This is a genomic window from Streptomyces sp. NPDC059679, assembly GCF_042734105.1.
In the GTDB taxonomy this organism is placed as follows: domain Bacteria; phylum Actinomycetota; class Actinomycetes; order Streptomycetales; family Streptomycetaceae; genus Streptomyces.
Genome location: NZ_JBHWES010000091.1, coordinates 17,949 through 40,601, shown reverse-complemented (window position 1 = coordinate 40,601; position 22,653 = coordinate 17,949). Strand labels below are relative to the sequence as shown.

General features: G+C 70.2%; 20 protein-coding genes and 1 pseudogene. 4 read left to right on the top strand and 17 right to left on the bottom strand.

Going from position 1 to position 22,653, the window contains the following annotated elements:
• The 3 genes and pseudogenes from ACFV2X_RS50145 to ACFV2X_RS50135 form a co-directional block, all read left to right on the top strand.
• A pseudogene (locus ACFV2X_RS50145) lies at positions 1-635 on the top strand (hypothetical protein); the annotation flags it as partial.
• Positions 636-891: 256 nt separating this feature from the next.
• Positions 892-2,589, top strand: a complete 1,698-nt coding sequence (locus ACFV2X_RS50140; RefSeq protein WP_385629754.1) for a type IV secretory system conjugative DNA transfer family protein — start codon at positions 892-894, stop codon at positions 2,587-2,589.
• Positions 2,589-3,407, top strand: a complete 819-nt coding sequence (locus tag ACFV2X_RS50135; RefSeq protein ID WP_385629752.1) for a hypothetical protein — start codon at positions 2,589-2,591, stop codon at positions 3,405-3,407. Before ACFV2X_RS50140 ends, ACFV2X_RS50135 begins: the two co-directional genes overlap by 1 nt.
• A gap of 57 nt (positions 3,408-3,464) precedes the next feature.
• Here the strand turns inward: ACFV2X_RS50135 and ACFV2X_RS50130 are convergent, their stop codons facing one another.
• From ACFV2X_RS50130 to ACFV2X_RS50090, 9 genes are all read right to left on the bottom strand, one after another.
• Positions 3,465-3,845 carry a hypothetical protein gene (locus ACFV2X_RS50130; protein ID WP_385629750.1) on the bottom strand — a complete coding sequence of 127 codons (381 nt, stop codon included), beginning with the start codon at positions 3,843-3,845 and terminating at the stop codon, positions 3,465-3,467.
• A 60-nt stretch (positions 3,846-3,905) separates the two neighbouring features.
• Positions 3,906-9,077 (bottom strand): MobF family relaxase, encoded by a 5,172-nt coding sequence (mobF, locus tag ACFV2X_RS50125; protein ID WP_385629748.1) that lies wholly within the window; start codon positions 9,075-9,077, stop codon positions 3,906-3,908.
• 470 nt (positions 9,078-9,547) lie between these two features.
• Positions 9,548-10,441 carry a hypothetical protein gene (locus ACFV2X_RS50120; RefSeq protein WP_385629745.1) on the bottom strand — a complete coding sequence of 298 codons (894 nt, stop codon included), beginning with the start codon at positions 10,439-10,441 and terminating at the stop codon, positions 9,548-9,550.
• Between the two features lie 71 nt (positions 10,442-10,512).
• Positions 10,513-11,031 (bottom strand): hypothetical protein, encoded by a 519-nt coding sequence (locus ACFV2X_RS50115; RefSeq protein WP_385629742.1) that lies wholly within the window; start codon positions 11,029-11,031, stop codon positions 10,513-10,515.
• Positions 11,032-11,066: 35 nt separating this feature from the next.
• Positions 11,067-11,354, bottom strand: coding sequence for a hypothetical protein (locus ACFV2X_RS50110; RefSeq protein WP_385629740.1), 288 nt, complete (start codon positions 11,352-11,354; stop codon positions 11,067-11,069).
• 39 nt (positions 11,355-11,393) lie between these two features.
• On the bottom strand, positions 11,394-12,608 hold the full coding sequence (locus tag ACFV2X_RS50105) for a hypothetical protein (RefSeq protein WP_385629738.1): 1,215 nt from the start codon (positions 12,606-12,608) through the stop codon (positions 11,394-11,396).
• Positions 12,609-12,741: 133 nt separating this feature from the next.
• Complete coding sequence (locus tag ACFV2X_RS50100) at positions 12,742-13,125, bottom strand: hypothetical protein (RefSeq protein ID WP_385629736.1); 384 nt, start codon at positions 13,123-13,125, stop codon at positions 12,742-12,744.
• 3 nt (positions 13,126-13,128) lie between these two features.
• Positions 13,129-14,292 (bottom strand): hypothetical protein, encoded by a 1,164-nt coding sequence (locus ACFV2X_RS50095; protein WP_385629735.1) that lies wholly within the window; start codon positions 14,290-14,292, stop codon positions 13,129-13,131.
• A 43-nt stretch (positions 14,293-14,335) separates the two neighbouring features.
• Positions 14,336-14,668 carry a hypothetical protein gene (locus ACFV2X_RS50090; RefSeq protein ID WP_385629733.1) on the bottom strand — a complete coding sequence of 111 codons (333 nt, stop codon included), beginning with the start codon at positions 14,666-14,668 and terminating at the stop codon, positions 14,336-14,338.
• A 527-nt stretch (positions 14,669-15,195) separates the two neighbouring features.
• Between ACFV2X_RS50090 and ACFV2X_RS50085 the strand changes: the two genes are divergently transcribed.
• The gene (locus tag ACFV2X_RS50085) at positions 15,196-15,387 is read left to right on the top strand and encodes a hypothetical protein (protein WP_385629730.1); all 192 of its coding nucleotides are present in this window, start codon (positions 15,196-15,198) and stop codon (positions 15,385-15,387) included.
• A 160-nt stretch (positions 15,388-15,547) separates the two neighbouring features.
• Here the strand turns inward: ACFV2X_RS50085 and ACFV2X_RS50080 are convergent, their stop codons facing one another.
• The 8 genes from ACFV2X_RS50080 to ACFV2X_RS50045 all read right to left on the bottom strand — a co-directional run bounded on the left by ACFV2X_RS50080 (position 15,548) and on the right by ACFV2X_RS50045 (position 22,526).
• On the bottom strand, positions 15,548-16,003 hold the full coding sequence (locus tag ACFV2X_RS50080; protein WP_385629729.1) for a hypothetical protein: 456 nt from the start codon (positions 16,001-16,003) through the stop codon (positions 15,548-15,550).
• Between the two features lie 577 nt (positions 16,004-16,580).
• The gene (locus tag ACFV2X_RS50075; RefSeq protein ID WP_385629727.1) at positions 16,581-16,799 is read right to left on the bottom strand and encodes a hypothetical protein; all 219 of its coding nucleotides are present in this window, start codon (positions 16,797-16,799) and stop codon (positions 16,581-16,583) included.
• 211 nt (positions 16,800-17,010) lie between these two features.
• Entirely contained in the window at positions 17,011-17,682 is a 672-nt protein-coding gene (locus ACFV2X_RS50070) for a DUF3800 domain-containing protein (RefSeq protein WP_385629724.1), read from the bottom strand.
• Positions 17,683-17,886: 204 nt separating this feature from the next.
• Positions 17,887-18,927 carry a LysM peptidoglycan-binding domain-containing protein gene (locus ACFV2X_RS50065; protein WP_385629722.1) on the bottom strand — a complete coding sequence of 347 codons (1,041 nt, stop codon included), beginning with the start codon at positions 18,925-18,927 and terminating at the stop codon, positions 17,887-17,889.
• A 258-nt stretch (positions 18,928-19,185) separates the two neighbouring features.
• Complete coding sequence (locus ACFV2X_RS50060; RefSeq protein ID WP_385629720.1) at positions 19,186-19,848, bottom strand: recombinase family protein; 663 nt, start codon at positions 19,846-19,848, stop codon at positions 19,186-19,188.
• 202 nt (positions 19,849-20,050) lie between these two features.
• Positions 20,051-20,686: a GNAT family N-acetyltransferase gene (locus ACFV2X_RS50055; protein ID WP_385629718.1), complete on the bottom strand. Its 636-nt coding sequence runs from the start codon at positions 20,684-20,686 to the stop codon at positions 20,051-20,053.
• A 436-nt stretch (positions 20,687-21,122) separates the two neighbouring features.
• Positions 21,123-21,530, bottom strand: coding sequence for an ATPase (locus ACFV2X_RS50050; protein ID WP_385629716.1), 408 nt, complete (start codon positions 21,528-21,530; stop codon positions 21,123-21,125).
• A 267-nt stretch (positions 21,531-21,797) separates the two neighbouring features.
• Positions 21,798-22,526: a hypothetical protein gene (locus tag ACFV2X_RS50045; RefSeq protein ID WP_385629715.1), complete on the bottom strand. Its 729-nt coding sequence runs from the start codon at positions 22,524-22,526 to the stop codon at positions 21,798-21,800.
• Between the last annotated feature and the right edge of the window lie 127 nt (positions 22,527-22,653).

Here is a 22,653-nt window from a genome sequence, read left to right as displayed (position 1 = left end):
CCGAGGAGACGGCGCGGGCCAAGGCCGAGGAGGCACGCCGGGTCGGCGGGGAGGTCGAGCGGCTGCAGTCCATCCTCGGGCAGGCCCGGCGGGCTGCAGAGGAGCAGAAGGATGCGGCCGATCGGGCTGCTGACCTGCGGCGCAAGGCCGAGCACGAGCAGCGCCTGGCGGTCGAGGCGGTCGAGCGCACGCGGGCCGAGGCGGCCGAGGCGCAGGCCCTGCTCGACTCCCTGCGGCCCCAGCTGGCCGACCGGCTCGGCGGTCCGGCCGAGGTGGCCGCCATCGCCGAGGCGCCGGCCTTCCGGAGTCCGGAGAAGCAGGCCGGATGGGAGGAGTACCTGGCGGCCTCGGTCGAGGGCCGGGAGCTCCCTACCGCCAAGGAGCTGTCTGTGGCGTACGGGGTCGCTGAGGGCAACGCCCGCAACTGGCTGGCCGATTTCAAGGAGCGGCGGGCCGCGATGATCGCCAACGGCGGCGCGCGGCAGCCGGAGGGCGAAACCGAGCGCTCGGATGCCTCCCGAGCGGTGCCGAGCGGCGCGCGGCAGGAACCGAGCGGCTACCGCGCGGACGGCCACCAGCGGGCCGACGATGCCGCGCGCATCCGTCCGATCAACGGCCAGCGCCAGCCGGTCTGACCCTCCGCCAGGGCGCCAGAGGTAACAGTCCCGAGCGCCTGCCGCGCGCCGCGCGGTTCCGCGCGGCGGGAACCGCGCGTAGTGATCGGCGCGCGGTTTCCCGCCACGCGACCCAACAGCAAAAACGCGCGGGCCTGTTGTCCGTCCCGCGCCGTACGGTGACTGATCTGGTCACCGGTTCCGAGGACAACAACGCCCCCGGGGGCGATTGCAGCGCGATCCCGGGGGCTACGGAGACACGAGAAAAGAAGGTCCTATGTCCCGCATCGCACAGACTACGGACACCGCGGGGGACGCCGTGTCCAGAGGGTTGGAAGTCCTGGCCACCTCGCCTGTCCCGGGAGGCGGCACCGACGACCCGCCGATCATCGAGTACCTGAACAACATCAACGACTTCATGACCGGGGCGGGCGGCGTCGCCCTGGGAGCCGCGGCCGTGGCGGCCGCCGGCGGCGCGGCCTGGCTGTGGGGCATGTACGCGCCCCGCCCCGGGTTCGCCTCCAAGACCGAGATCCGCCAGGAGATGAGCGCACGACACGCGCGCAAGATGGTCGAGCAGACGCGCCCGTCCCTGGCGGGCCGGGCCAAGCGGGCGCCGACCACCGACTACGCCGTGCCACTGGGGCGTCTGCGCTCGGGCGGCGGGCCCGGCAGTATCTGGGGCACTCCGGAGCAGAACTTCCTGCTCCTGGCCCCCTCGCGACAGGGCAAGTCGATCATTCTCAACTCGATGATCTACCGGTGGGCGGGGGCCGTCGTGCACACCTCGTCGAAGGTCGTCGACCACCTGGCGACCAAGGCCCTGCGCGAACTGCTCGGGCCGGTGTGGGTCTGGGACCCGCTGGGCCTGTCCGACCTGCAGGCGCTGAACACCTTCCGCTGGGACCCGATCCGCGGCTGCGAGCAGCGCGAGATCGCCATCCAGCGCGCCGCGTACCTGCTGTACGGTTCGCGGGCCAACCCGGGGGCGGGCGTCGAGGAGTTCTTCAAGTCCACGGCCTGTGAGGTGCTCTCGCGCTTCCTGCACGCGGCGGCCCTCGGCCACAAGACGATGATGGACGTCTACGGCTGGTCGCAGAACCGAGCGGACGGCACGGCGGCGAACATCCTCAAGATGGCCGGCGCCGGGGACTGGGCCGACCTCCTGGTCCAGCGGCAGACGGTCGTCCAGGGCACCGGAGACGGCATCTTCACCACGCTGTCCAACGCTCTGGCCTGGATGGCGAACCCCAAAGTCGCGGCTAGCGTGCTGCCCGGACCTGGCGAGCATTTCGACGCTGAGGCGTTCCTGCTGAACCGGGGCACCCTCTACATGATCGGGTCCGACAAGCCGGGCAGCGCCGTGGCGCCCCTGTTCGTGATGTTCGCCGACTACCTGCGGTCGGTCTCCATCCGCCTGGGCAACCAGAACGGGTCCGGGCGGATGGATCCGCCGGTCCTGTGGGCCCTGGACGAGATCGCCAACATCATCCCGCTGCCCGTGGACAAGTGGATGCCCGACTCCGGCGGCCGCGGTATCACCCTCGTCATCGTCATCCAGTCCCGTGCCCAGCTGTTCGACGTGTGGGGCCAGCAGCGCGGCCGCGTGATCTGGGACGACGCCAACGTGCGCGTCTTCCTGCGCGGCATCGGCGACAAGGCGGTCCGCGACGACATCAGCGCCATGTGCGGCACCTACGAGCACAAGCGCAAGACCACCACCATGCGCAACGGTGAGGCATCGGTCAGCGAGACCACCGAGCAACGGCCGGTCATGCCTCAGGACAAGATCTTCAAACTGGGGCGGCGGGAGAGCCTGGTCATCTTCGCCGGATGCTCGCCGGTCATCACCCACATCAAACCGTTGTGGAAGAGGCGGGACGTGAAGAAGATGACCCGGCGGCCGAAGCTGCCCAGCCAGCGCACCGGTTCGTCGTCCGGGCCCTCCGTCCAGTTCGTCAAGGGCGGTCGCTGATGGCGGCGGACAGCAGCCTGGCGACTCAGGTTTTCGCCCTGGCGAAGGACTTGGCCCGGGTCGAGCAGGACGTCGAGCAGCTGGGCGAGCGCGGCAGCAAGGTGCAAGAAGCGCTCGCCGCGCTCGACCTGGGCCCGGTGCAGGACGCGATCGACCACCTGGAGGAGCGGACCGCCGGCCTGCAGGAGGAAGTCGATGGCCTGGCCCCGCTCCGTGATGGGCTCACCGCCCTGACCGGCGCGGTCGCCAAGCTCCGCCAGGACCTGGACGCCTTCGCCGCAAAGCCGGAGGAGGAAAAGCTCGCGCTGTGGGACTGGACGGCGATGAACCAGGAGCAGGCCAATGAAGCCTGGTTCATCCTGATCGACTGGGTGCGGGACGTGCTGGCGGGCGAATACGGGTGGGTCGGCCCGCCGGCGGACGTCTTCGCTGCAGGCGGCCATGCCCTCCCGGGCTCTGGCCCGCAGACGCCCCCGCGCATCCCGCCCTGCTGGTACCGGCACCGTGAGGCTGTGTGGGAGCTGTCCTGGCTGTGTCAGGAGTGGATCAAGCTGTACAAGACCTCGTACGGCACTCCCTCCAAGGCGGGCGACTGGTACGACCGGTACGCGCGCGGCGTCAAGCAGCGTCTGGTCACTGCGCTGGCCAAGTGCCGCAACGGCCACGTGGATGACCCCTGGGCCTGGACGACGGACCCGAACCACATCTCGGCGCCAAGGGGCATTGACGACGACGAAGCCCTCTCGCAGTGGCTGAGCCGGGACCTGACACAGCGGCAGCCTGCACCCGCCCCAGGGCCCGTAGAAGCCACATCCTGACCCCAGACGACCGAGGCCCCCAGCGCGGCGCGCTGGGGGCCTCCTGCTGCCTTCTGGCTACGTCTCCCACGGTGCCCAGAGGGCGTCCCCACCGATGGCCCACGCGAGGGTGTTCTCCACCCCGGTCACGTAGCGGCCGCCCTTCTCCTGGACGACTTCGCGCAATTCGGGCTCCGCGATACCGCCTTTCATCGCCTCGTACGCCCGGTACTGCTCGCGCTTAGCGTCGGTGCCATTCACGGGCCGGCCGAGCTGCGTCTTGCTGACCGGCGGCTGCTCGGTGCGGCCGACTGCCCAGTGCAGCGCGGCGAGCAGGCCCTTGTCGTAGCCGTCGTGCTTGTTGCTGCTGTAGCCGTTCGCGGTGACGTGCTCGATCATCGCGGTGAGTTCGTGCTCCGGCCTCAGCTGCGGCGGCGTCCACTCCTGTGCGGTGCTCACCTGGGCTCACCTCCTGGTCGTTGAGGTTATGGGGCAGGCTGGCACGGGGCCAGCACACCCTTACTCCGGCCCGTTGCCGTAGCTGATGATCGGGCCTTGCTCCTGCTCGATCTGCGGCATCATCTCGGCCTCGGCCTCGACCTCGCGGCCGCGGGCGACCTCGGCCTGCTCGGCCCGCAGTGCCTCGTCGGCCTGTGCGGCCTGTTCGCGTTCTGCCTGGCGAGCAGCGATTTCCGCGAGCGCGCTGTTCGCCTTGTCCAGGTCCTCCTGCAGATCCACCAGCTGGGCCGGAAGCTGCTGGGTGGGCTGATGCTCCGGGGCCTCCTGCTGGGCCTCCTGCGTGCGCTGAGCCTCCAGCTCCAGCAGCTGCTCGACGTACTGCCGCTCGTAGAACTCGCGGTTCTGGTCCTCCTCGGCGGTGGGCGCCGACATCTCCGGTGCGGTCTCCTGCTCCGGCTCCATCTTTGGCTCGGCGTTGACCTCGGCGGTCTCCTCCGGCCGTTCCGCGTACGTCTCGCCCTCGATCTCCCAGTCGACCTCCGGCAGCTGCTCGGCGTCGTACTCGACCTGGCCCTCGGCCTCGCGGGCGGCCGCAGCCTGGGCCCGCAGATGCTCCTCGAACTCGGCAACGGCGCGGTCCATCTCCGCGGCGCGGTCGTACGCGCCCGTCGTGGCACGGTCGGCGTCGGCCTCGGCAGCCTCCTCCGGCTGCGGCGCGTCGAGGGTCTCGCCCTCGACGTCCCAGTCGATCGCCGGGGCCTGGTCGACGTCGTACTCGGGCTCGGGGCCAGCCAGTTCGGCCTCCGCCTTGCGGGCCTCGTGGTACGCGGCCGCCTCGGCGTCTAGCTCGGCCTCGGCCTGGCGCTGCGCGTCGTACTCGGCCAGGCCCTGCTCGACCGCGTCCCGGTCGTACGCGGCCGCCTCCTCGGGCTGCGGCGTCTCCAGTTCGACGGACGGCTCGGCGGTCTCCTGGGCGGCGCGGTACTGCTGCTCGTACGCGGCGAGCGCCTGGTCCAGTTCCTCCTGCTCCTGGTACGTCAGCGGCTCCAGCTCGGCCTCGGCCCGCACCTCGGGCGCCTGGTCGAGCGTCTCGCCCTCGACTTCCCAGTCGACGTCCGGCAGCTGCCCGGCGTCGTACTCCAGCTCGGCCTCGGCGTCGAGCTGCTGCTCGGCCCCGGGCTCGGTGGTCTCCTCGACGGTCTCCTCGACGGCCTGGTCGTCGAGCCCGCGGCGGTGCAGCTCGTCGCGGGCGGCCTCGGCGGCCTCGCGGGCCGGGGCGGTCTCCTCGTACCAAGCGTCGCGGGCCGCGTCGATCTGCTCCAGCACCTCAACGCGTTCGGAGAGGTTGGCCACCAGGTCCTCGTAGCCGCGGGCCTGGGTCTCCAGTTCCTCCCGCTGCTCGGCGTCCTCGGCCTGGTCGGCGTCGGCCTGGGTCAGGATCGCCTTCTCCCCGTAGCGCAGGACGGTCTGGCGGGCCTCGGACAGCTCCTCGCCGACGTGGGCCGGGGCCCACGACGTCTCGCGCTCGTAGCGGCCCACCAGCTCGCGCAGGGCCGCGTCGCTGGTCGTGGCAAGCGTGCGGTCCTCCTCGGTCCGGCCGAGGGCGACGTGCGCGGCCTCCCACGCCGCGCGCTGCTCGACCGCACCCTTCGCCGGCACGCGGCCGATCGCGGTGTTCGGCGCCTCGACGTTGTACAGCTCGCGGTATCCCTCGACAGTACCGGCGCGGCGGGCCCAGTCAGCACGTTCGAGGACGTCCTCGGGAACGGGGCCGAGGTGACGCAGGGCCCACTCGGGCGGCTCCTCGGCCAGGCGCTCGCCGAGGACATCGCGCCGCTGGTCCATGGCCCCGGCCAGCTCGCGGGCGACCTGGCCCTCGATGCCGGGCATGTCGGGGGTGCGGTCCGTCCAGCTGTGTCCGGCGGGGTCGTTCTCCGGCTGGCGGCCCTTCAGCTCCTGCTCGATGCGCCAGTTGATCAGCGCGGTCACGTTGTCGGGCGCCGGGCTGGTCATCGACGCGCACGTGATCGCCCGGTCCAACAGGCGCTGCCCGTCGTGTCCGGCCAGCTCGGCCTCGCGCAGGGCCCGGTAAATGGTGCTCGGGTCCTGCTGCCGCAGCTGGGCGTACTGCTCCTCGGACAGCAACTGCCGCAGCTGCGGCTCGTACTGGTCGCGGACGTGCTGGGTGACGTAGTCGCGCCAGCGCGGCTCCAAAGCGGGGATCGACTCGGCCCAGTCCTGGGACTCGCGCAGCTCCTGCAGCGCGGACAACTCGCCCCCGTCGCGCTCGACGGCAGCCTGGAGCATGGACAGGGCGTCCTGGTCGAGCGCCTGCAGCCGGTGCTCGTCGGCCGGGACCTCGCACGCGGCAAAGGCGCGGTTGTAGCGCTGGGCGCGGGAGAGGCCCGGGTAGACCTGCGCACGGGTCATCCCTTCCTCGACCAGCAGGTATCCGCCGTAGCCGACGGTGCGGCCCTGCACGGCGTGGACCGTGCCGGCATACGCGAGCGCGACGTTCTCCTGGACGTAGGAAGCGGGCAGCGTGAGAGTCCCTGCGAGCCGCTCAGTACCGTCCTGGTCCCGGCCGGCGACCCGGCGGGCAGTCAGCTGCCCGTCGTCACCGATGCCGGTCACGCGGTAGACCCGGCGGTTGAGCACGATACGGCCCTCGGAGTCACGCAGCTTGGCGTCGTTCTCCCGGGTCTGGATGAGGTCGCCGACACCAGCGCGGTTGTCGTCGACCAGCGGCGTGCCGTCCTCCTGGACCAACCCGTACTGCACGAGCTCCGAGCGGATTTCCCTGCTCAGCTCGGTTGCGCGGGCGTTGGTGGCGGTGATGACCACGGACTCGCGCTCGGCGATGGTGTCCGCCACGTACGCCTGGATCGTGGCGGCCTTCATCTCCTCCAGCGTGCCGCCCATGATCAGGCCGTGCCGGTCGTACTCCTCCAGCGCGCGGACGTCGCCACGGCGCAGGGCCAGGCTGGCCTCGGCCTCCCAGTCGCGGACCGTGCCGTCCGCCTCGCGGAAGCGGCGCACGTTCGACAGGGAGTAGTGCGGGCCGTCCTCGACCATCGTGCGGAACAGACCGCCGGCCTCGACGGACTGGAGCTGCTCCTGGTCGCCGATGAGAACCAGCTTGCCCCCTGCGTCCTCGACGAGCTGGGCGACGCGGGCAATGTGGTCGGTCGACGTCATGCCGGCCTCGTCGAGGACGACCAGGTCACCCGCGCGCAGACGGAAGTTCTCGACGTCCGCGGCGCTGCCGAGACCCCTGGCGTAGTAGTCGACGAACCGCGTGGTGTTGGTCCGCAGTTCGATGCCTTCCTCGCCGAGGACTTCGGCGGCAACGGCGCTGGGACCGAGGCCGATGACGCGGCCGCCGGTGTGGGCCTGCCACGCGTCGGCGATGACGCCGGTCGCGTACGACTTACCGGCGCCTGCGGGGCCCTCGACCACGCTGACCTTCCGGCTGTCGCCGAGGACGCCGCGGACCACGTCGGCCTGGTCGGCGGAGACGCCGGACTCCTTGACCACCTGGTCGAGGCTGGGCGGGGACAGGCAAGGGGCGCCGGTCTGGTGGGCCCGGGAGGCGACCCGGTCCTCGGTGCTGAGGTGTTCCTCCAAAGAGAATTTCTCGGCGGCCAGGGCGCTGGGGGAGAACACAGAGCGGCCGTCGCTCTGCCGGATGCGGGACGGCGCGTCCTCGATGATGCTCAGGCCGGCGGTCTGCACGACGCCGTACCGGCCGGACTTCAGAGCCTCGTCGGCCAACTCGTTGGCGAGCGGCGCGAGCGGCATGTCGCGGGGGAGATCGTCACCGAGCGTGGTGTTCAGCTGCTGGATCAGCTCGCTGCGGTCCCACGTCGACCGCTTGGTCTGCAGGGCCTCCAGCGCCTCCGTGATGACCTGCCCGCGGTCGAACTCGGGCACCCCGGCCTCGGCCAGCCGGGTCTCGACACCGACCGCCTCGACCCGCTCCAGCGCGCCGAGCAGGCCCCCCTCGACCTTCTCCTCGGCGATCCGGGTAGCGCGCTCGATGCGGGCCTCGGCCGACTGGTGCTCATTCCGCTTCGGGTCACGGGTGTCGAGTGTGGCCATCTCCTTGAGCCGCGTTTTGACCAGCGCGGACGGCTCGCGGCCGTGGTCCTGCTGGTACTGCTCCAGCAGCTCCTCGTACCGCTGGTCGACCTGGAACGAGCGGGTCGACAGAGCGTCGAGCAGCTCCGGCTCGAACCCCTTGATCTCGCGGGCCAGGCCGTCCGGGCGCTGTTCGAACACAACCGGCAGATCCCGCTCGATGGTCTGCTCCAGCGTCCGCTCGTAGACGGCGGCCGCGGCCTCCCTCGCCTTGTGCATCGCGCGGGAATCGAGCGTCACGAAACGCTCGTTGCCGTCCGCGTCGTACACCTTGATCTTGTTGAGAACTGCCACATGGGCGTGGAGTTGGGGGTCGCCCTCGCGTGAGACTTCGTGGGTGAAGATCGCGGCGGTGAAGCCTTGCGAGTCGACGTACCGGCCGGTCGACGGGCGGTCGTTCTTGGCGTTGCCGTGGTAGCCGATCCGGCCGAACCCGGCTTCCTTCTCGAAGACCTTCATGGCGGCCGCGATGGCCTCGTTGTTGGCGGCCCGCACCTTCGCCGCGTCCTCGTGGCGGCCGGCGGCCTCCAGCGCGGTGAGATAGGTGGAGACCGACTTCTGCGCGCTGTACGTGTGGTCGAAGTACATGGCAGGGGAGCGCTGGCCCTTGTCGCGCTCCTCCCTCCGGATCTCCGCGACGCGCTCCGGAGCAGCGTCCGGTTCCTTCGCCAGGCGGTCGTCGACCCGCTGCTCGATCGTGCGGAACTCGTAGGGCTTGCGGCCTCGTCGGGCACTCGCTTCGGCGTCCGCCATGAGCTTCTCGGCGGCTGTGCCGGTGACGCCGTTCTCGTCGATGTACGCCTTCGCGGCGGACACTGCGGCGCGGTACTCCTCGGGGTGCGCGTGCTTCCCGAAGATCGCCCGGATGTCACGCTCGGTAGCGTTGGCTCCTTCGATCACGCCCCACTCGGCGAGACCCTCGCCGATCCACACGGCAAGCGGAGTGCCGTGTTCCGTGCCCTTGGCGTAGTAACCCTCCGGGCCGGTCAGCCCGGCCTCAGGCTCGGCCTGGTGCCCGCCGGCACAACCCGATCCGGAGAGCAGGTAGTTGAGCCCTGCCTCTCCGCCTGAGATCGCCGTGATGCGTAGCACGATCACAGAGGATACGCGATCACGAGCGGCAGCGACACCGACAAATTAAGAATGCCTAGGTGTGTTTATGTAGTGAGGGTTGTAGCAGGGAGATGAGTGGCGGTAGGAGAGGGGTTAGTAGTGAGCTGAGCTGGATGGATGCGGATGGTTGGAGATGGTGGTCAGTGGGGTGGTTCTGGCATGCGGGAGGAGAGTGCTGAGAGGGTGTCTGGAGGCTTGTACCGGGGGAGTAGTGAGGTTGAGTGGCACGGAGCTGTACGGGGCCTGTACGCTCGCGCACAGACAAGCGGAGCCCCCGACCATGAGCATCAGGTCGGGGGCTCGACTGTTACCACGAGTGATTTTCGGCGGCGGCCGATTCCGCCGCGCGCTTCGCGCGCCGGCGCCGTGCTGTGCCCCATGCACATGGGGCACAGCACGTGCCCACACGCGGCCGGGGCCGCGGCACGCGGCGGGCCCGGCCGGGCGGGTCAACGCCCCATGTGCATGGGGGAATCTTCGGGCTCGTCGGCCTCGGCCGGGCGGGGTTCGGGGAGAATAGCGGCGGGCTCGACGGCGGGGGAGTCGGGTTCCGGTTCGGCGTCCGGCCCGGTGTCGGCGTCGTGGTCCTGGTCCTCCTCGCCGGGGAGGGTGAACGGCTCGCCGCACAGTCCGCAGATGATCGGACCCTCCGCCAGGACCTTCGGGGTCAACGGGAACGCCCGGGGTTTGGGGAGGCATCCGCACGTCACCTTGACTCGCTTGCCGTTCGTCGAGCCGGGGGTCTCAGGAGCGGTCGGGTCCTCCTCCTCGGTGCCCTCCTGGTCGGCTCCGCCGAGGCCGGGGAGGGCGGCCCCGTCGATCTGCCGGATGACGGCGGCGTACTTCTTGCGGGTCGCGTCGGTGAGGGTGCAATTGGAGAAACCCAACGGCTTTTCCGACTTCTTCGGCGGCTCCAGTCCGGTCTCGCGGGCCAGCTGCGCGAACTCCTTGCGGTGCCACCTGGGGTCACCCTTGGAGGTGTCCTGGATCTTTCGAACAAACCCGAGGGCGTGGGCGGCCTCGTGCAGCAGGGTCTTGAGGACCTCCTCGCCTCCGTCGCGGATGGTCTCGCCCGCGACGAACAGCTCCGCCAGGCGCTGCTCCTGCTCGGCCACGGCCCACCGGTCGGCCCAGTGGTGCCCGCGGGTGACGAGCTGCCGGCGGCGGGGTGCGCCGGTCGACGTGCTCGGCTTCTCGACCTGGCGGCGCGGGATTCCGGTTCCGGTGATGAACAGGACCGGCGGGAGGTCGGGGTGGTGCTTCTGGATCTGCGTCCAGCACTTCTCCAGCGCGGCGATCAGGCGGGTGCCCTCGCGGCCGGGGTCGGTCTTCAGGTCGGCCATACGGGTCTCCTTTCCCCATGTGCATGGGGTTTGATCGTCGGCGTGCGGTGCCAACTGTTACCGGGGTGGGGTCAGAAGAGAGCGTCCTGGACGGCGCCCGAGGGGTTACCCGCTGCAATCGCGGCGGCGATGGCGGCCTCGATGTCGGCGCCGGTTGCCTGGGCGGTGAGGATCGCGTCGCGGATGGCGGCGGCCCGTCCGTCCGGGCCGCGTACGTCGCTGAGCGCGTGCCCGGCCCGGTGGCTGCGGGCGTAGTAGTCGCGGATGTTGTCGAGCCGTTCGCCGGCGACCCAATGGGCGGCCAGCTGACAGCTCGACTCGTCGCAGGTGTGGCGGACGACGTGGCCCTCGGGGAGGGCGGCGGCGCCGTTGGCGATGACGTAGCCGAGGACGTGGGCGGTGACCACGCGGGAGGTGCTGGCCTTCCTCGACCCGGCCCGCAGCTTGCCGTGCCCGGAGCTGCTGATCGCGCCGAGGAAGTAGGCGCACCGGTCCGGGCCGCGGTCGTAGACCTTGGCCCGGTAGCGCTCGACGGTCGCCGGGTCGGCTGCCAGGGCGGCCCACGGCACGGGCGCCTGCTCCGTCGTCATCTCCGGCTCCTCCTGGTCCTGGTGCTCGTCGTCCGCTACCGGCCGTAGGTCCGGCCGGTGCCGGCGCAGTGCCCGCACTGGCTGTTCCCGTCCGCGTGCCCGTTGCGGCAGGTGGCCATCTCGGCCATGACCGTGCTGGTCAGCCAACCGAGGTGGCCGGGCTGCACGAGCACCTGGTGCTGCTTACCGGTCGCCGGGTCGGTGACCGTGACGGCCACGGTATCGGTGCCCTCCGGGTCGGTGGGGTAGGTCTCGGCCAGCTCCTGCAGCGCGGCCGCGAACAGGACGGCGGGCTGCTCCACGGTCGGGTCGACGGTCGTCATGAGCGGGTCCCTTCTTCGTTGTATGCGTCGGTGGTTGGGTCAGGCATCGGTGGTCGCTTCCTCGGCGGCGCTCTCGTCGAGCTGCTCGCGGAGCTTGCCCACGGCCTGGCGGCTGACCTTGGCCAGTTTGCCGAGGTCGGTGTCGCTGACGGCCGGGCGGCCGTCGCTCCGTTCCTCCCACGCGAACGCCCGGTACAGGCGGGCGTAGACCGCCGCGCGGCTGGACTTCACGGCGGCCTCGGCGGTCGCGCGGGCCTCGCCGTACGTCGCCAGTTCGTCGAGGACCTCCTGGCGGCGCTTCTCGCGGTGGGTGCGCGCCACGTACGTGGTGTTGCTGAGCAGCACGATGCCCTCGGCGGCGGCCGCCGCGGCGGCTTTCTCCGGGACGGTCTCCAGCTCGGCGTTGGTGGTGTCGGCGGTGACGAGCGCCGGGTGGGCGGTGAGGTAGGCGGCGGCGCTCTGCAGGGGGCGGCCGGCGGCGGCCTGGCGGCGGTGCTCGTGGAGCCAGGCCCGGGTGCCGACGAGCGAGGCATGGCGCGCTTTGGGGTCGATGCCGAGGCCCTCGGCGATGGCCGGGTTGTGGCTCAGTCCGCACCGGTTGAGGTGCTCGGCCTCCTCGTCGAGCTGCTCGTCGTCGAGGGTGGCCCATCGGTCTTGGACGAGCTCGGGGTGCACCGAGACGGCCTCGGCCATGTTCACCAGCTCGGGGCGGCGGCCCTGGGGCGGGTGTTGGTGGCGGTCGCACGCGGCCTTGATGTCCATGCCCGCGCTGGCGGCCTCCGCGCTCCAGTCGTAGGTGTTGGTGCCTGGTACGGGTAGCAGGTTCAGCAGCAGGGCCTCGGCGAGTGGGGCGACCTTGCGGGCGAACGCGTTGCCCTCCTCCAGCGTCAGGTACGGGCGCTCGGCGACCGGGATGCCGCTGTCGATGGTCCACCAGATGACGTCCGGGACCCTCAACCAGTGGAACGGTGCCCAGATGCCCTCGACCGGCGGGAAGCGGTCCTCGCGGCGGTCGGGGTCCTCGGGAATCCGCCAGTCGTCGCAGAAGAAGTAGAACTCCCCGTTCCTGACGTCCAGTACGAGCTTCTGGTAGTGGCCGGCCTGGACGTCCTGCGGGGCGGGGAGGCGGCCCTCGGCGTCGAAATACGCCTTGTACTTCACCGGATCGGGCAGGGGCGGGACCTGGTCGGCGGTGAGCTCGCGGACGGTGAGCTGGGGCAGCGGCACGGGGGTGATCTCCTGAGTGTTCGTCATGCAACCAGGTTGCGGCCGATTGGTGATCGACCGCAACCAGGTTGCGGAGAGTTGGCCGGAACTCGCGTGGTGGCCGGACCGTAGCGCTGCGCGGTGACACGGGGTCAGTGCGCCCGGTCCCGGGCCGCTCCGCCTACGCGGGCGGCTGGTCGTGGTCGTCGGTGACGAGCGTGGTGTGCAGGTGGCCGCGGCGCTCCAGCCGCTGCCGGAGTACGGCGCGCGCCTCCTCGTGGCTGACGTGCAGGTTGAAGTCGGCCTCGGCACGGCGGACCACGTCGTCCACGCTGATGAGCATGATCCGGGGGGCACGCCAGTCGTCGACCTGACGGCTCCAGCACTCCCGTACCGCTGTGGAGATGGCCCAGTCGACCGCGTGGAGCAGCTGGCGGCGCCGGTGTTCGTCGGCGGTGCGCTGGGCGTGCTCGGCCCGGTACTGCTGGATGCGGTGGCGGGCGGTCGGCAGGACGGCGGCGAGTAGGGCCGCGCACATCACGACGGCGAGTAAGGCGGCGGGCACGGCCTACTTCCTCCGGCTCTGGTCCTGGAGCTGCTGGCGGGCGTCGCGGGCCTCGTCCTCAGCGTCCCGGACCTTGGCGTCGGCCTCGCGGAGCTGCTTGTACAGGTCGGCGGTCGACTTCTCCAGCGTGTCGATGCGGCTGGCGGCAGTCGTGGCGTCGGTGCGCATCCGCTCGATCTCGTCGCGCAGGGCCTTCGCCACCTCCTTGGCGGCCTCGACCTTGGCGGCCGCGTCGGTGTGCGCCTGGCGGGCGGTGGCCAGGGCGTCCTCGGCCTTGCCCTCGGCCTCCCGTACGCGGGCCTGCGCGTCCTCGACGTCCTGCAGGGCCTTGGCCTTCACCTCGCGGGCGCCGGCCTTCTCCTGCTCGACGGTCTTCTGCATCTCCTCGACCTTGCGGGCGGCCTCGACCTCGGCCTTGCCCGCGGCGGTCTCGGCGGCGGCGACCTGCTCGGCGGCCAGCCGCTCGGCCTCTTCGATCTTGGCGGTTGCCTGCGCCTCGGCGTGCTCGGCGACGGCGGCCGCGTCGGCGCGGGCCTGCGCGACCCTCTGCTCGGCGTCCTCCTGGGCGGCGGCGACGGCGGCCGCGGCCTCCTCCTGGATGCGCGCGGTCTCCGCCTCGAACCTGGCCTTGGCCTCGTCGAGCTGGCGGAACGCCTCCTCCGCTGCCTCGTCCGCTTCCGCCTTGCCCTGCTCAGCGTTCTTCACCCGGCGCTGGGCGGTGTCCCGCTGGCCGCGCGCGGTGACGAGCTCCTCCTGAGCCTCGGCGATCCGGGCCTCGGCGCGGGTCTCGGCGGCGGCGACCTGGGCCTCGGCGGCCTCCGGGTCAGTGACCTGCTCCATGAGCTGCACGTACCGGGGGAGCTCGGCCGTCAGCTCCTTCACAGCGTTGAGGACGGACTCGCGTACGAGCACGGCGGTCGCGGCCGCGCCGGTCACCGGCTTGTCGGTGTCCTCCTCCTTGACGGCCTGGGCGCCGGGGCCGGCGGGCTTCCGGTGCTTGGCCTTGTACGCCGTGGCGGCGTTGTGATCCGGGTCGTCGCAGTACTTCGGCGCCTGCCCGCGCACCGTGGGGTCCTTCGGGACCCGCTTCCGGTGGCACTCGGGGAACGCGCACTCGTCGGCGGCCTTCTCGGTCTGCCCGGCCTGCTCGGTCGGCTGCTCGCTCATCTCGGGTTCTCCTACTTGGCGTTGGGGAGGTCTGCGGGGCGGATCACGGACGGAAGCTCCACGCGGCGTACTCCTGGCGGACGTACGACCGGAGGTCGGTGGTGGGGGAGTCGGTGCCGAGGGTCACCGGGGCGACGACAGGGCCGGCGGCCGTGCCGTGCGTCTGGTCGTGCTTGGCCAGCTTGAGCGCGGCGCTGCGGATCGACTGCAGGGCCTTGCCGTCCGCCTCGGGCGCGTTGAGCGTCTCCCGGTCGGCGAGCGCGGCGCGACGCAGCAGCCGCTCGCGCAGGGGGAGCTGGGCCATGGTCCGCACGAGCTCCTGGTGCTCCTCGTACAGGTCGGGGGCGGTGTCGTACGCGGTCACCCGGTCGGTCATCTCGTCCTCCTCGTCGTCCTTGCGGTCCCCTCAGTCTAATGCATTGCAATGCATTGTGTCAATTCAATTCATTGCAGTGATGGATTGAATTGAATTGGAGGGAGGGAAGATCGACGACCGTGCGGACCGCTGCTCTCCACCCGCGACGGCGGAGAGCGGCTGAACCGGCCCGCGCCGCTGCCCGGGGTGGTGCGCGAAACGCTGCTCGGCCACGACGGCGCCGGGCCGACGCGCAGCGACCACGGCGGCCGGCACCGCCGCGCGGCAGCAGCTGCCCCCCATCAGCCACGGCCGGGCGGTGCGGTCGCCTCACGCGGCCGCATGCGCGACGGCGGGGGTACGGTCCGGGGCCACGACGAACCGGGGCGGCCGCCGACCGCGCCCCGGCCGCCCCCTCCCCTCCGCCGCTGGCCCTCTTTTCCGGCCCGAAGCACCTGCAGCCGCCCGCGCGGTGGGCCACGGAGGATTACGGACCGTGGGCGCTCCCGAGCAGGGCCGCGGGCGCGTTCGGCACGGTCACGGGCCTGATGCCGGAGGACCTGCAGCGCATGGGCGCCCTGGTCCGCCAATACGCGAACCTGCCGCTCGGTGGGACCGACGCGTCCGTCGTCGCGGTCGCTGAGCGGGTCAAGACGCTGCGCGTCGCCACGCTCGACAGGCGCCATTTCACCGTGGTGCGGACGATGCGCGGGGAAGCGTTCACGCTGTATCCGGCGTGACTGCTGGCCTTCTGGCCTGGGGAAGTTTCAGTTTTGGGCCCTCAGATGAGGGCCCAAAATTAGAAGTGCGTGCCGGTTCCTGGCCCGGTGCCCAGTCGGCGGATAGCGGCCGTGCCCCGGCCGGGAGTCGAACCCGGCCTACGACCGTCGGGGCGGTGCCTCAGTGCTGCGGAGTGGTAGCCCAGGTCTCCCAGGTGCTGGGTGCGGCTGCCTGGAGGGCCTCGCGCCGGTACTGCGCGGTGCTGCGGGCGACGTCCATGGCGCGGGCGGTCTCGGCGACGGTCCCGCCGCTGTCGATGTGGGCGCGTACGGCGGCGTCCCGGATGCCCGTCAGCTGGCCCACCAGGCGCCGGTCCAGGGCCCAGATGGCAGAGCGCCAGAAGTCGGCGTCCGCGTCACCGTGCGGCTGGTCCGGGGCGTACGAGCTCTGGTCCACGTAGCCCAGACGCAGCGTCGCGAGTGCGTCGAGTGCTGCGCGGAAGGCGTCGGCCATGAGACCTACGTCCGGGATGGCTACGGCCTGATCGCGAGTCAGGCTGATCGTGATATCGATGCCGCCGAAGCGGGCGTCTTCGCCCTCGTGAAACTGGATTGAGGCCAATTCCATGGAATCCATGGGTGAATCTCCCTCACGGGTCGCTGTACGGAAGTTCGTACATCTGCGACTGTACGGAAGTCCGTACAGCGGCGCAAGGGGGTCCCACCGGGCCGTGATGCGTCCCCCGCCCGTACGTCATCTCGGTGACGTACAGCGGCGGTCGATGACGTACGCGGCGGCGGCGGCCGCGGGCGTCCGCCGGCACCGTCCCGGTCGGCCGTGTTGGGCCACGCTGGGAGGGTGGCCAGGAAGGTCCGGCGGTGCGAGGAGTGCCGAGCGGCGCTGCCCCGGAACGCGGGGCCGAACCGGCGGTACTGCGGTTCGACCTGCCGGGGGAAGGCGTGGCGGCGTCGTCATCGGCTCTGGACGGACTACCAGGACGCCGTCCAGCAAGGTCTCGAAATCATCCGCGGCGAGGAGTTGTGGGTCCGCGGCCGGTGCCCGGTCTGCGGGTCGCGCTTGTCGCTGCGGAGGCGGGTGGATGCTGTGTACTGCTCGCCGCGGTGCCGGACGCGGGCCTGGCGGATGCGGCGTGACGCATCCGAACGGCCGTTGGGGAAGGCGTCACGCGGTGACGGCTAACCCCAACGATGGATCATGGTTGGCGCGGGCGGCGGGTCATGCTCACTGCCTGGGCCGGGTTCCTCTGTGCTCCGAGGACGCCGCGGTTGCGTAGGTCGCTGAGGTCCGGCAGTTGGATCGCGGGCAGTTCGGCCAGGTCAGCCTCGGCGGCGCCCTGGCGGTGAGGGGAGGTCGTGGTGGACGCCGACGGCATCTGAGGGCCGGTGCCCAGTGTGCGACGAGGAGCTGACACGTTGATCATAGTACGGCGGGGGGGGGAGCGGGAGCTGCGTCAAAGCCCGACGCTGTAGGGCGGGTTCGGCCGTGGCGACGCACCGAAGCGTGACCAGATGTGACAGTGAGCAATGTGTGCCATACTGTCTGTGCGGACCTGGCCTGCGTACGCGGGATCACCGGGTCTAGCTTCCTCAAGGCCCGGCCGAAGTGCCGGGCCTTTGTGCTGCTCAGATCCTGCGGGGAACGCCGGCGCCCGGGAGTCGCTGGCTCCACCAGTCCCACATGAAGTCCTTGCCGGGGTGGCGCTGCACCGTCTGGTAGGCGGTGTAGGCGAGCAGGTCGGCGGCCTGGACGGGCTGGCTGGTGTGGGAGCCGATGTACCAGGGGTCTTCGACGATGTGCCTGCTGGCCAGCCGCAGCTTGCGGTGCTCGCGCTGGTATGTGAGGTCTGATCCGTCGCCGTCCATGACGATGATGCCGTGGTCGCCGGCCGCGCCGAGTCGGGCGTCGAGGTCGGCGAGCAGGGCTCCGTACACCGCGGCGCGCTCGTCGTAGTAGGCGCGGCCCTTGTTGGTGGTGTGGCGCCAGACTGCTCCGACCCGCGTGCCGGGCATCGACGCGATGGCCGAGAGCGCCTTCTGTGCGACCTGGCGCCGGTTCGTCTTGCGTCGGTTCCACGCGGGTCTGACCGAGGGGGTGCCACGGCCGGGGATGAACTGGGTGGAGTGCAGCTCGTAGTCGGCGGGGATGCCGGTGTCGGCGTACAGCTTCTTCCGGAAGTCCAGCAGACAGCGCAAGGCGCCGTTCCACTGGGCGAGATCGATCTCGGCCCAGCCGTAGACGACGTAGCCGGTGCTCTCGGCACCCGAGTCGTCGATGTAGAAGATCCGTGCTGACACCCGCGCAATGTACCGATCAGCCCAGGGCCAACCGAGAGTTATCCACAGGCAGGTGCCCGGCCACCAGGGCGTTTACGGCGAGGATCATCCATACGAGTGAGCTTGAGCAATGCCGTACCGCTCCCTGGGTTGTCTACAGTCCTTTGTGGCCGGTGCGGGGAGAGCCCGCACCGGCCACAAGGACTTCTTCCGTCGGACCAGTCGCTACCGCTGGGGATTCAGCAGTTTGACCACCATTCGGAGGGGCGACAGCGCGCAGTTGTAGATCGCCTCGGCGACCTCCAAGCTTGCTGCGAGAGCCGCACTGTGGCTCCCCTGCAGCAACCGAGGGACATCGCCGATCGCACAACTTGCCACGTCCGTGGGCTTGGCCTCGGCCGGTTCACCCAGGGCAAGCGTGAGCAGGGAGAGCGCACGATGCGACGCAACCTCGACGGCATTCTTGCGGCATTCTCTCTCGTTGCTGCTCTCGATACAGCGATCGAGTCCTTCGGAGAAGACGCGCTCGGTCGCGTCGAGGTCCTTGCGCGGGAGCTGGCACTCGAACGTGCCATCGGGCAGGGGGCCGATGAGCTTGCCCATGATGTTGCTGCACACAGCCGCAACGTTGAGGCTATGTGCGGCCTCCGGCTCTTCCTGCCTTACGGAAGACAGGTCAAGCCCAGTCGCCGGGACAATCAAGTTGCCGTGATTGCTCGTGGCGTGCCCGTTTTTCCGTGCTGCCTGCTCAATCGCGGGCTTGTTGGCGTTGAAGACCGACTGCCACAAGGCGCCAGACCCGAGGAACTTGGTTGCGATCCCCCACAAGGTATCTCCAGCTACCACCTTGTGAGCTGATCCGCCGACAACGGATGGTTTCTCTGGGGGCCTGGGCTTGTGCTGCTGCGGCTTCGGTTCCGTGACCTTGAAGGGCGCACTGACCGAGCCACCATTTCCGAGAATCGCTTTTATATGGACGATCCCGGCTGGAGTCCCCTTCGGAATCATCACGGTCACTTTGAACCTCCCCTTGAGGGGAACTGGGTCCGCTAGCTGGTCGCCATCGAGCGTGATTGGGACGTCGAGCCCGCGGCTCGAGTGGTCCTCCCAGCCCGTACCGACTACGGTCACTTTCGCGCCTGCTGGCCCTTGAGTAGGGCTAAGCGAGATCGCTTCGTCCTGGGCGTGTGCTGTCACCGGCGTGAGGAGGCCCACAGCCAGTGACAGCATTGGCGTCAGCGCCAGTAGATGCCATTTTCGACGCATGCGCTCACCATCCTTCGAGCCAGTCCCCCACCACATGACGGTATGGTGTCAAATGGAGTTGATGCACAAGGGGCTAGGCCGATCGGGTGAACTTGCGAGATACCCTAGGTCCTCGCACTCTCGGTGTTTGCGAGCGAAGGCCTCATTCCCGGCACCCGGGATAGGCGCCGGATACCTCCGGGTCGTTCTCACAAATCAGCATTCTCGCGTGAGCGTTGCTCCCGCCGCGCCCACCGGGGCTTCGATGCGAATGTCACGTCAATGGGCGGCGGGCTCGATCTGGCGGGGGAGGCGGCTTGCCCGCAGCTCCTGCAGGTCCGGGATGTGGTTGTAGAGGGTGCCGACCGAGACGCCGAGGATGCGGGCGATGCTGGCGACGCTGTTCTCTGGGTTGGGGAGCATGTCGCGGGCGGCCCGGATCAGCTCGGCGTTGACCACGCTCGGGCGGCCGCCGGTCTTGCCCCGGGCCCGCGCGGCGGCCAGGCCCTCGTGGGTGCCGGCCACGATGAGCTCACGGATGAACTCCGCCAGAGCGGCGAACACGTGGAAGATCAGGCGGCCGCCGGGCGTGGTGGTGTCGAGCGCCTCGTGCAGGCTCTGGAATCCGATGCCGCGGGCCCGCAGCTCTGCGACCATGTTCACCAGGTCCTGCAGGGATCGGCCGTATCGGTCGAGACTCGGCACGACGAGGGTGTCACCTTCCTGCAGGAAGGCATGGCACGCTTTGAGTTCGGGACGCTCGACGTTCTTCCCCGACTTCTTGTCGGAGAAGATGCGCCGGCACCCGGCGGCTTCGAGTGCGGCAATCTGGCGGTCGAGTAGCTGGCCCTTGGTCGAGACGCGGGCGTACCCGATGCGGATGTTCGTCAGGATGGCCGGAGAGGCAGCGAGCAGGTCCTCGGGCTGGTAGGGCGTCGTCACCCGGGGATCCTCTCAGAAATGGGTCTTCGGAGGGTTGTTGAAGCCTCAGGTTTTTGAAGGGGTTTTTGACGGCGCGTCGGGGTGGTTCCGGCCCTCGACCCGCATGCGTCAGAAAACGATGGTTTTTTGACGTCGAACACGGACCAGATAGGCCCTCCGCGTCGGCCCCTGAAGTTTTCAGGGGCCGGAGGAGCGGTCGGGGTTAGATCGTGCGCGAGAACATCTGCTCGCCAGGGAGAGGGGAGGCGCCGACGTCGGGGTGCCTGGAGCTGCCAGGAAGGATGACGGGCTCGCCCGGAGCGTGGATGGTGAAGCCGTGGCGCCGGTAGAACCGGGCCAGGGCGTCGTCCCCGGCGGTGAACTGCCCGTACGCCAAGAGCGCGCGGTGATCACGGTGGATGGCCAGGGCCTTGGTGAGGAGGGCGGAGGCGATGCCCTGGCGGCGGTAGTCGTCTGCGACGGCCAGGGCGCGGAGCTTGACGTAAGCCATAGCGGTGGCAACCAAGGCGGCGGGGTCTGCTCCGTCGCGCTCCATGCCGCCGAGGATGGACAGGGGCGGGATGCTGGACGAGATACCGACGATGTGCCCGGTGGGCGTGTGCTCGGCGACCAGGAAAACGATCCGTCCGGTTCCGAACTTGCTGGTGAACGGGCCACCTTCGTCGATGACTTCGCGCATGGCCTCGCGGTCGTCGAAATCGCCGTGTCCTTCCATGGCGAGCGCGGCGAGATCGGTGAATACCTTGCCTTCTCCGGGGCGGGTCTCTCTGATCTGGATGTTGGCGGGCAGTTCGTCGGGGCGGCGGCGTCGGGGCTTTCCAGGCTTGTGTCGTCCCACGAGCATCCTCTCGGGTGGGGATAGGCCGTGTCAGTCTCCCGGATGGACCGGTCACCGCAAGGGCGCCGATCTACAGCAACGGTGGAAGACACGCCGCGACGGCGGCCGCGGCCGAGCAGCCGACAGCGACCAGGCCCCAGGAGCAACCACGACGGCGAGCGGCCGCCGGCCTCCAATACCAACCGAGCGAGCGGCAGCGAGTGAGGGCGGTAGCCCGGCGCCCCGCGCGCCACATCAGCGCAGGCTGGTCTGCAGGTTCTGGCGATACCGGGGTCAGGGGCACCCACCGGCTGGCAGCCGAGATACGGCCCTGTCTGTACCTGTTCGGGGGACGGGGAACATTGGAACGGAAACCGGCGTCTGTACGCTCCGTAACGATCCGCCACGGATAACACCCCAATATCTGCGGCACCGGCGGCCGGGAGGGCAGCGGATCCTAGGCGGCGGCGTCACCCGCGCCGGCGGGCAGCAGCTCCTCGTCGAGGTCGCGGTGGGCGGCCTGGACGCGCAGGTCGCCGAGGTGGTCCATCTGGGCGGCTGCCTGAGCAGCAAGTACAGGTGCTCGGTGGCGTCCGCCCCCGCATCCGACCGCGATGGTCACGGTCTCTTCGTCGGCGGCCTGGGCGAGCAGCGCGTATCCGGCGGTGACGATGGTGGCGAGCAGGGCGCGGGCGCCGGGGGTGCGCATCACGGCGCGCTGTACGCGCGGGTCGCGGGCGTCGAGGTCGCGCAGGGCGGGGTCGAGGTAGGGGTCGGTGAGGTGGCGGGCGTCGAGCATCAGGGCACAGGTGGGCCGGGGCTTGCTGTGCCCGTAGCCGAAGCTGACGATTCGTAACTGGGGCATGGCCCTACGGTGGCGGCCAACTGCCGCTGGGACCACGTCTTTCGACGGGTTGCCCGTTGCCTCTTTCGGGAGGCGGGCGCGGGCGGGATCCGGCGATCACTCTGTGCCCAAGACGCGTGACCCCCGAGAATGGGCGGCCGCGCCGTATGGGTGCTGGCCACCATCCCCGAGGGACGTCGTGCTGATCAGTACGTTTGGTTTCAAGAGGACCGTGCAGATCGTCGCGGTCGTCGTCGCCCTGGTGATGCTGAAGGGCTGCTTGAGCGGCTAGGCCAGGCCGAAGTCTGTGGGGCGACCGCACGCGACGCGGGCGCCGGTCAGCTTCCCGGCTGCTGCGGCGGCGGCCAGGGCCTGGCGCTGCTCGTCGGGCTCAGCCTGGCGTCCGCTGGCGATGTCTCCGCCGAGGATGAGGACCTGGCGCTCCTCGAGGACGGACCTGATCCACCCGGCGGGCGGCTTGGCGAGCGTGCCGTGGAAGAACTTCTCCCCGGCCGGGTTCAGCACGATGAGCTGCAGGTCGCGTCCGTGCGGCTGGAAGACCGCCACCCACTCGGGCAGTTGCGGGGCGTCCAGCTCGGCCGTGACCAAGCGGAAGCCGGACTCCAGCAGGGCCTGCATGTAGACGCTGCGGGGCTCGGCGCCGTAGGTCCCGGAGTCCGTGAGCGGCGTCATCACCATTCGCGCGACGAGCATGGGCGTTCCGTCCACGATGCCCGCGGTCATCGTCATGTCCAGACCGTCCTCGGGCTGGATGAGTGCCGCGGTGGCCTCGGCGTTCAGCGGGACGATCCGGGAGGGTGCGCATCGGTCGTGGACAAACCAGATTCCGCCGGCGGTCGCCACGTCGCTCTGGCCCAGCACCACGTTGACCGGTCCGTCGTCGAGCAGCTGGCGGCACTCGATGCACGTTCCCTCGGTGACGGCGCGGACCTGTATGGCCATCTGCGGGCCGAGGGCGGTCTCGACCTCCGGGCTCATCTGTACGGCCAGGGCCATGGCTCGCTCCCCTTCTTCGTGCTGGTGACCTGGGCGGTCTGGTCTCAGATCACCGTACCGGCGTGGTCTGACGCTCAACGGCTCCAGCTGGCACCGCACTTCTTGCACGCGCGGGTGGTGTCCCTGG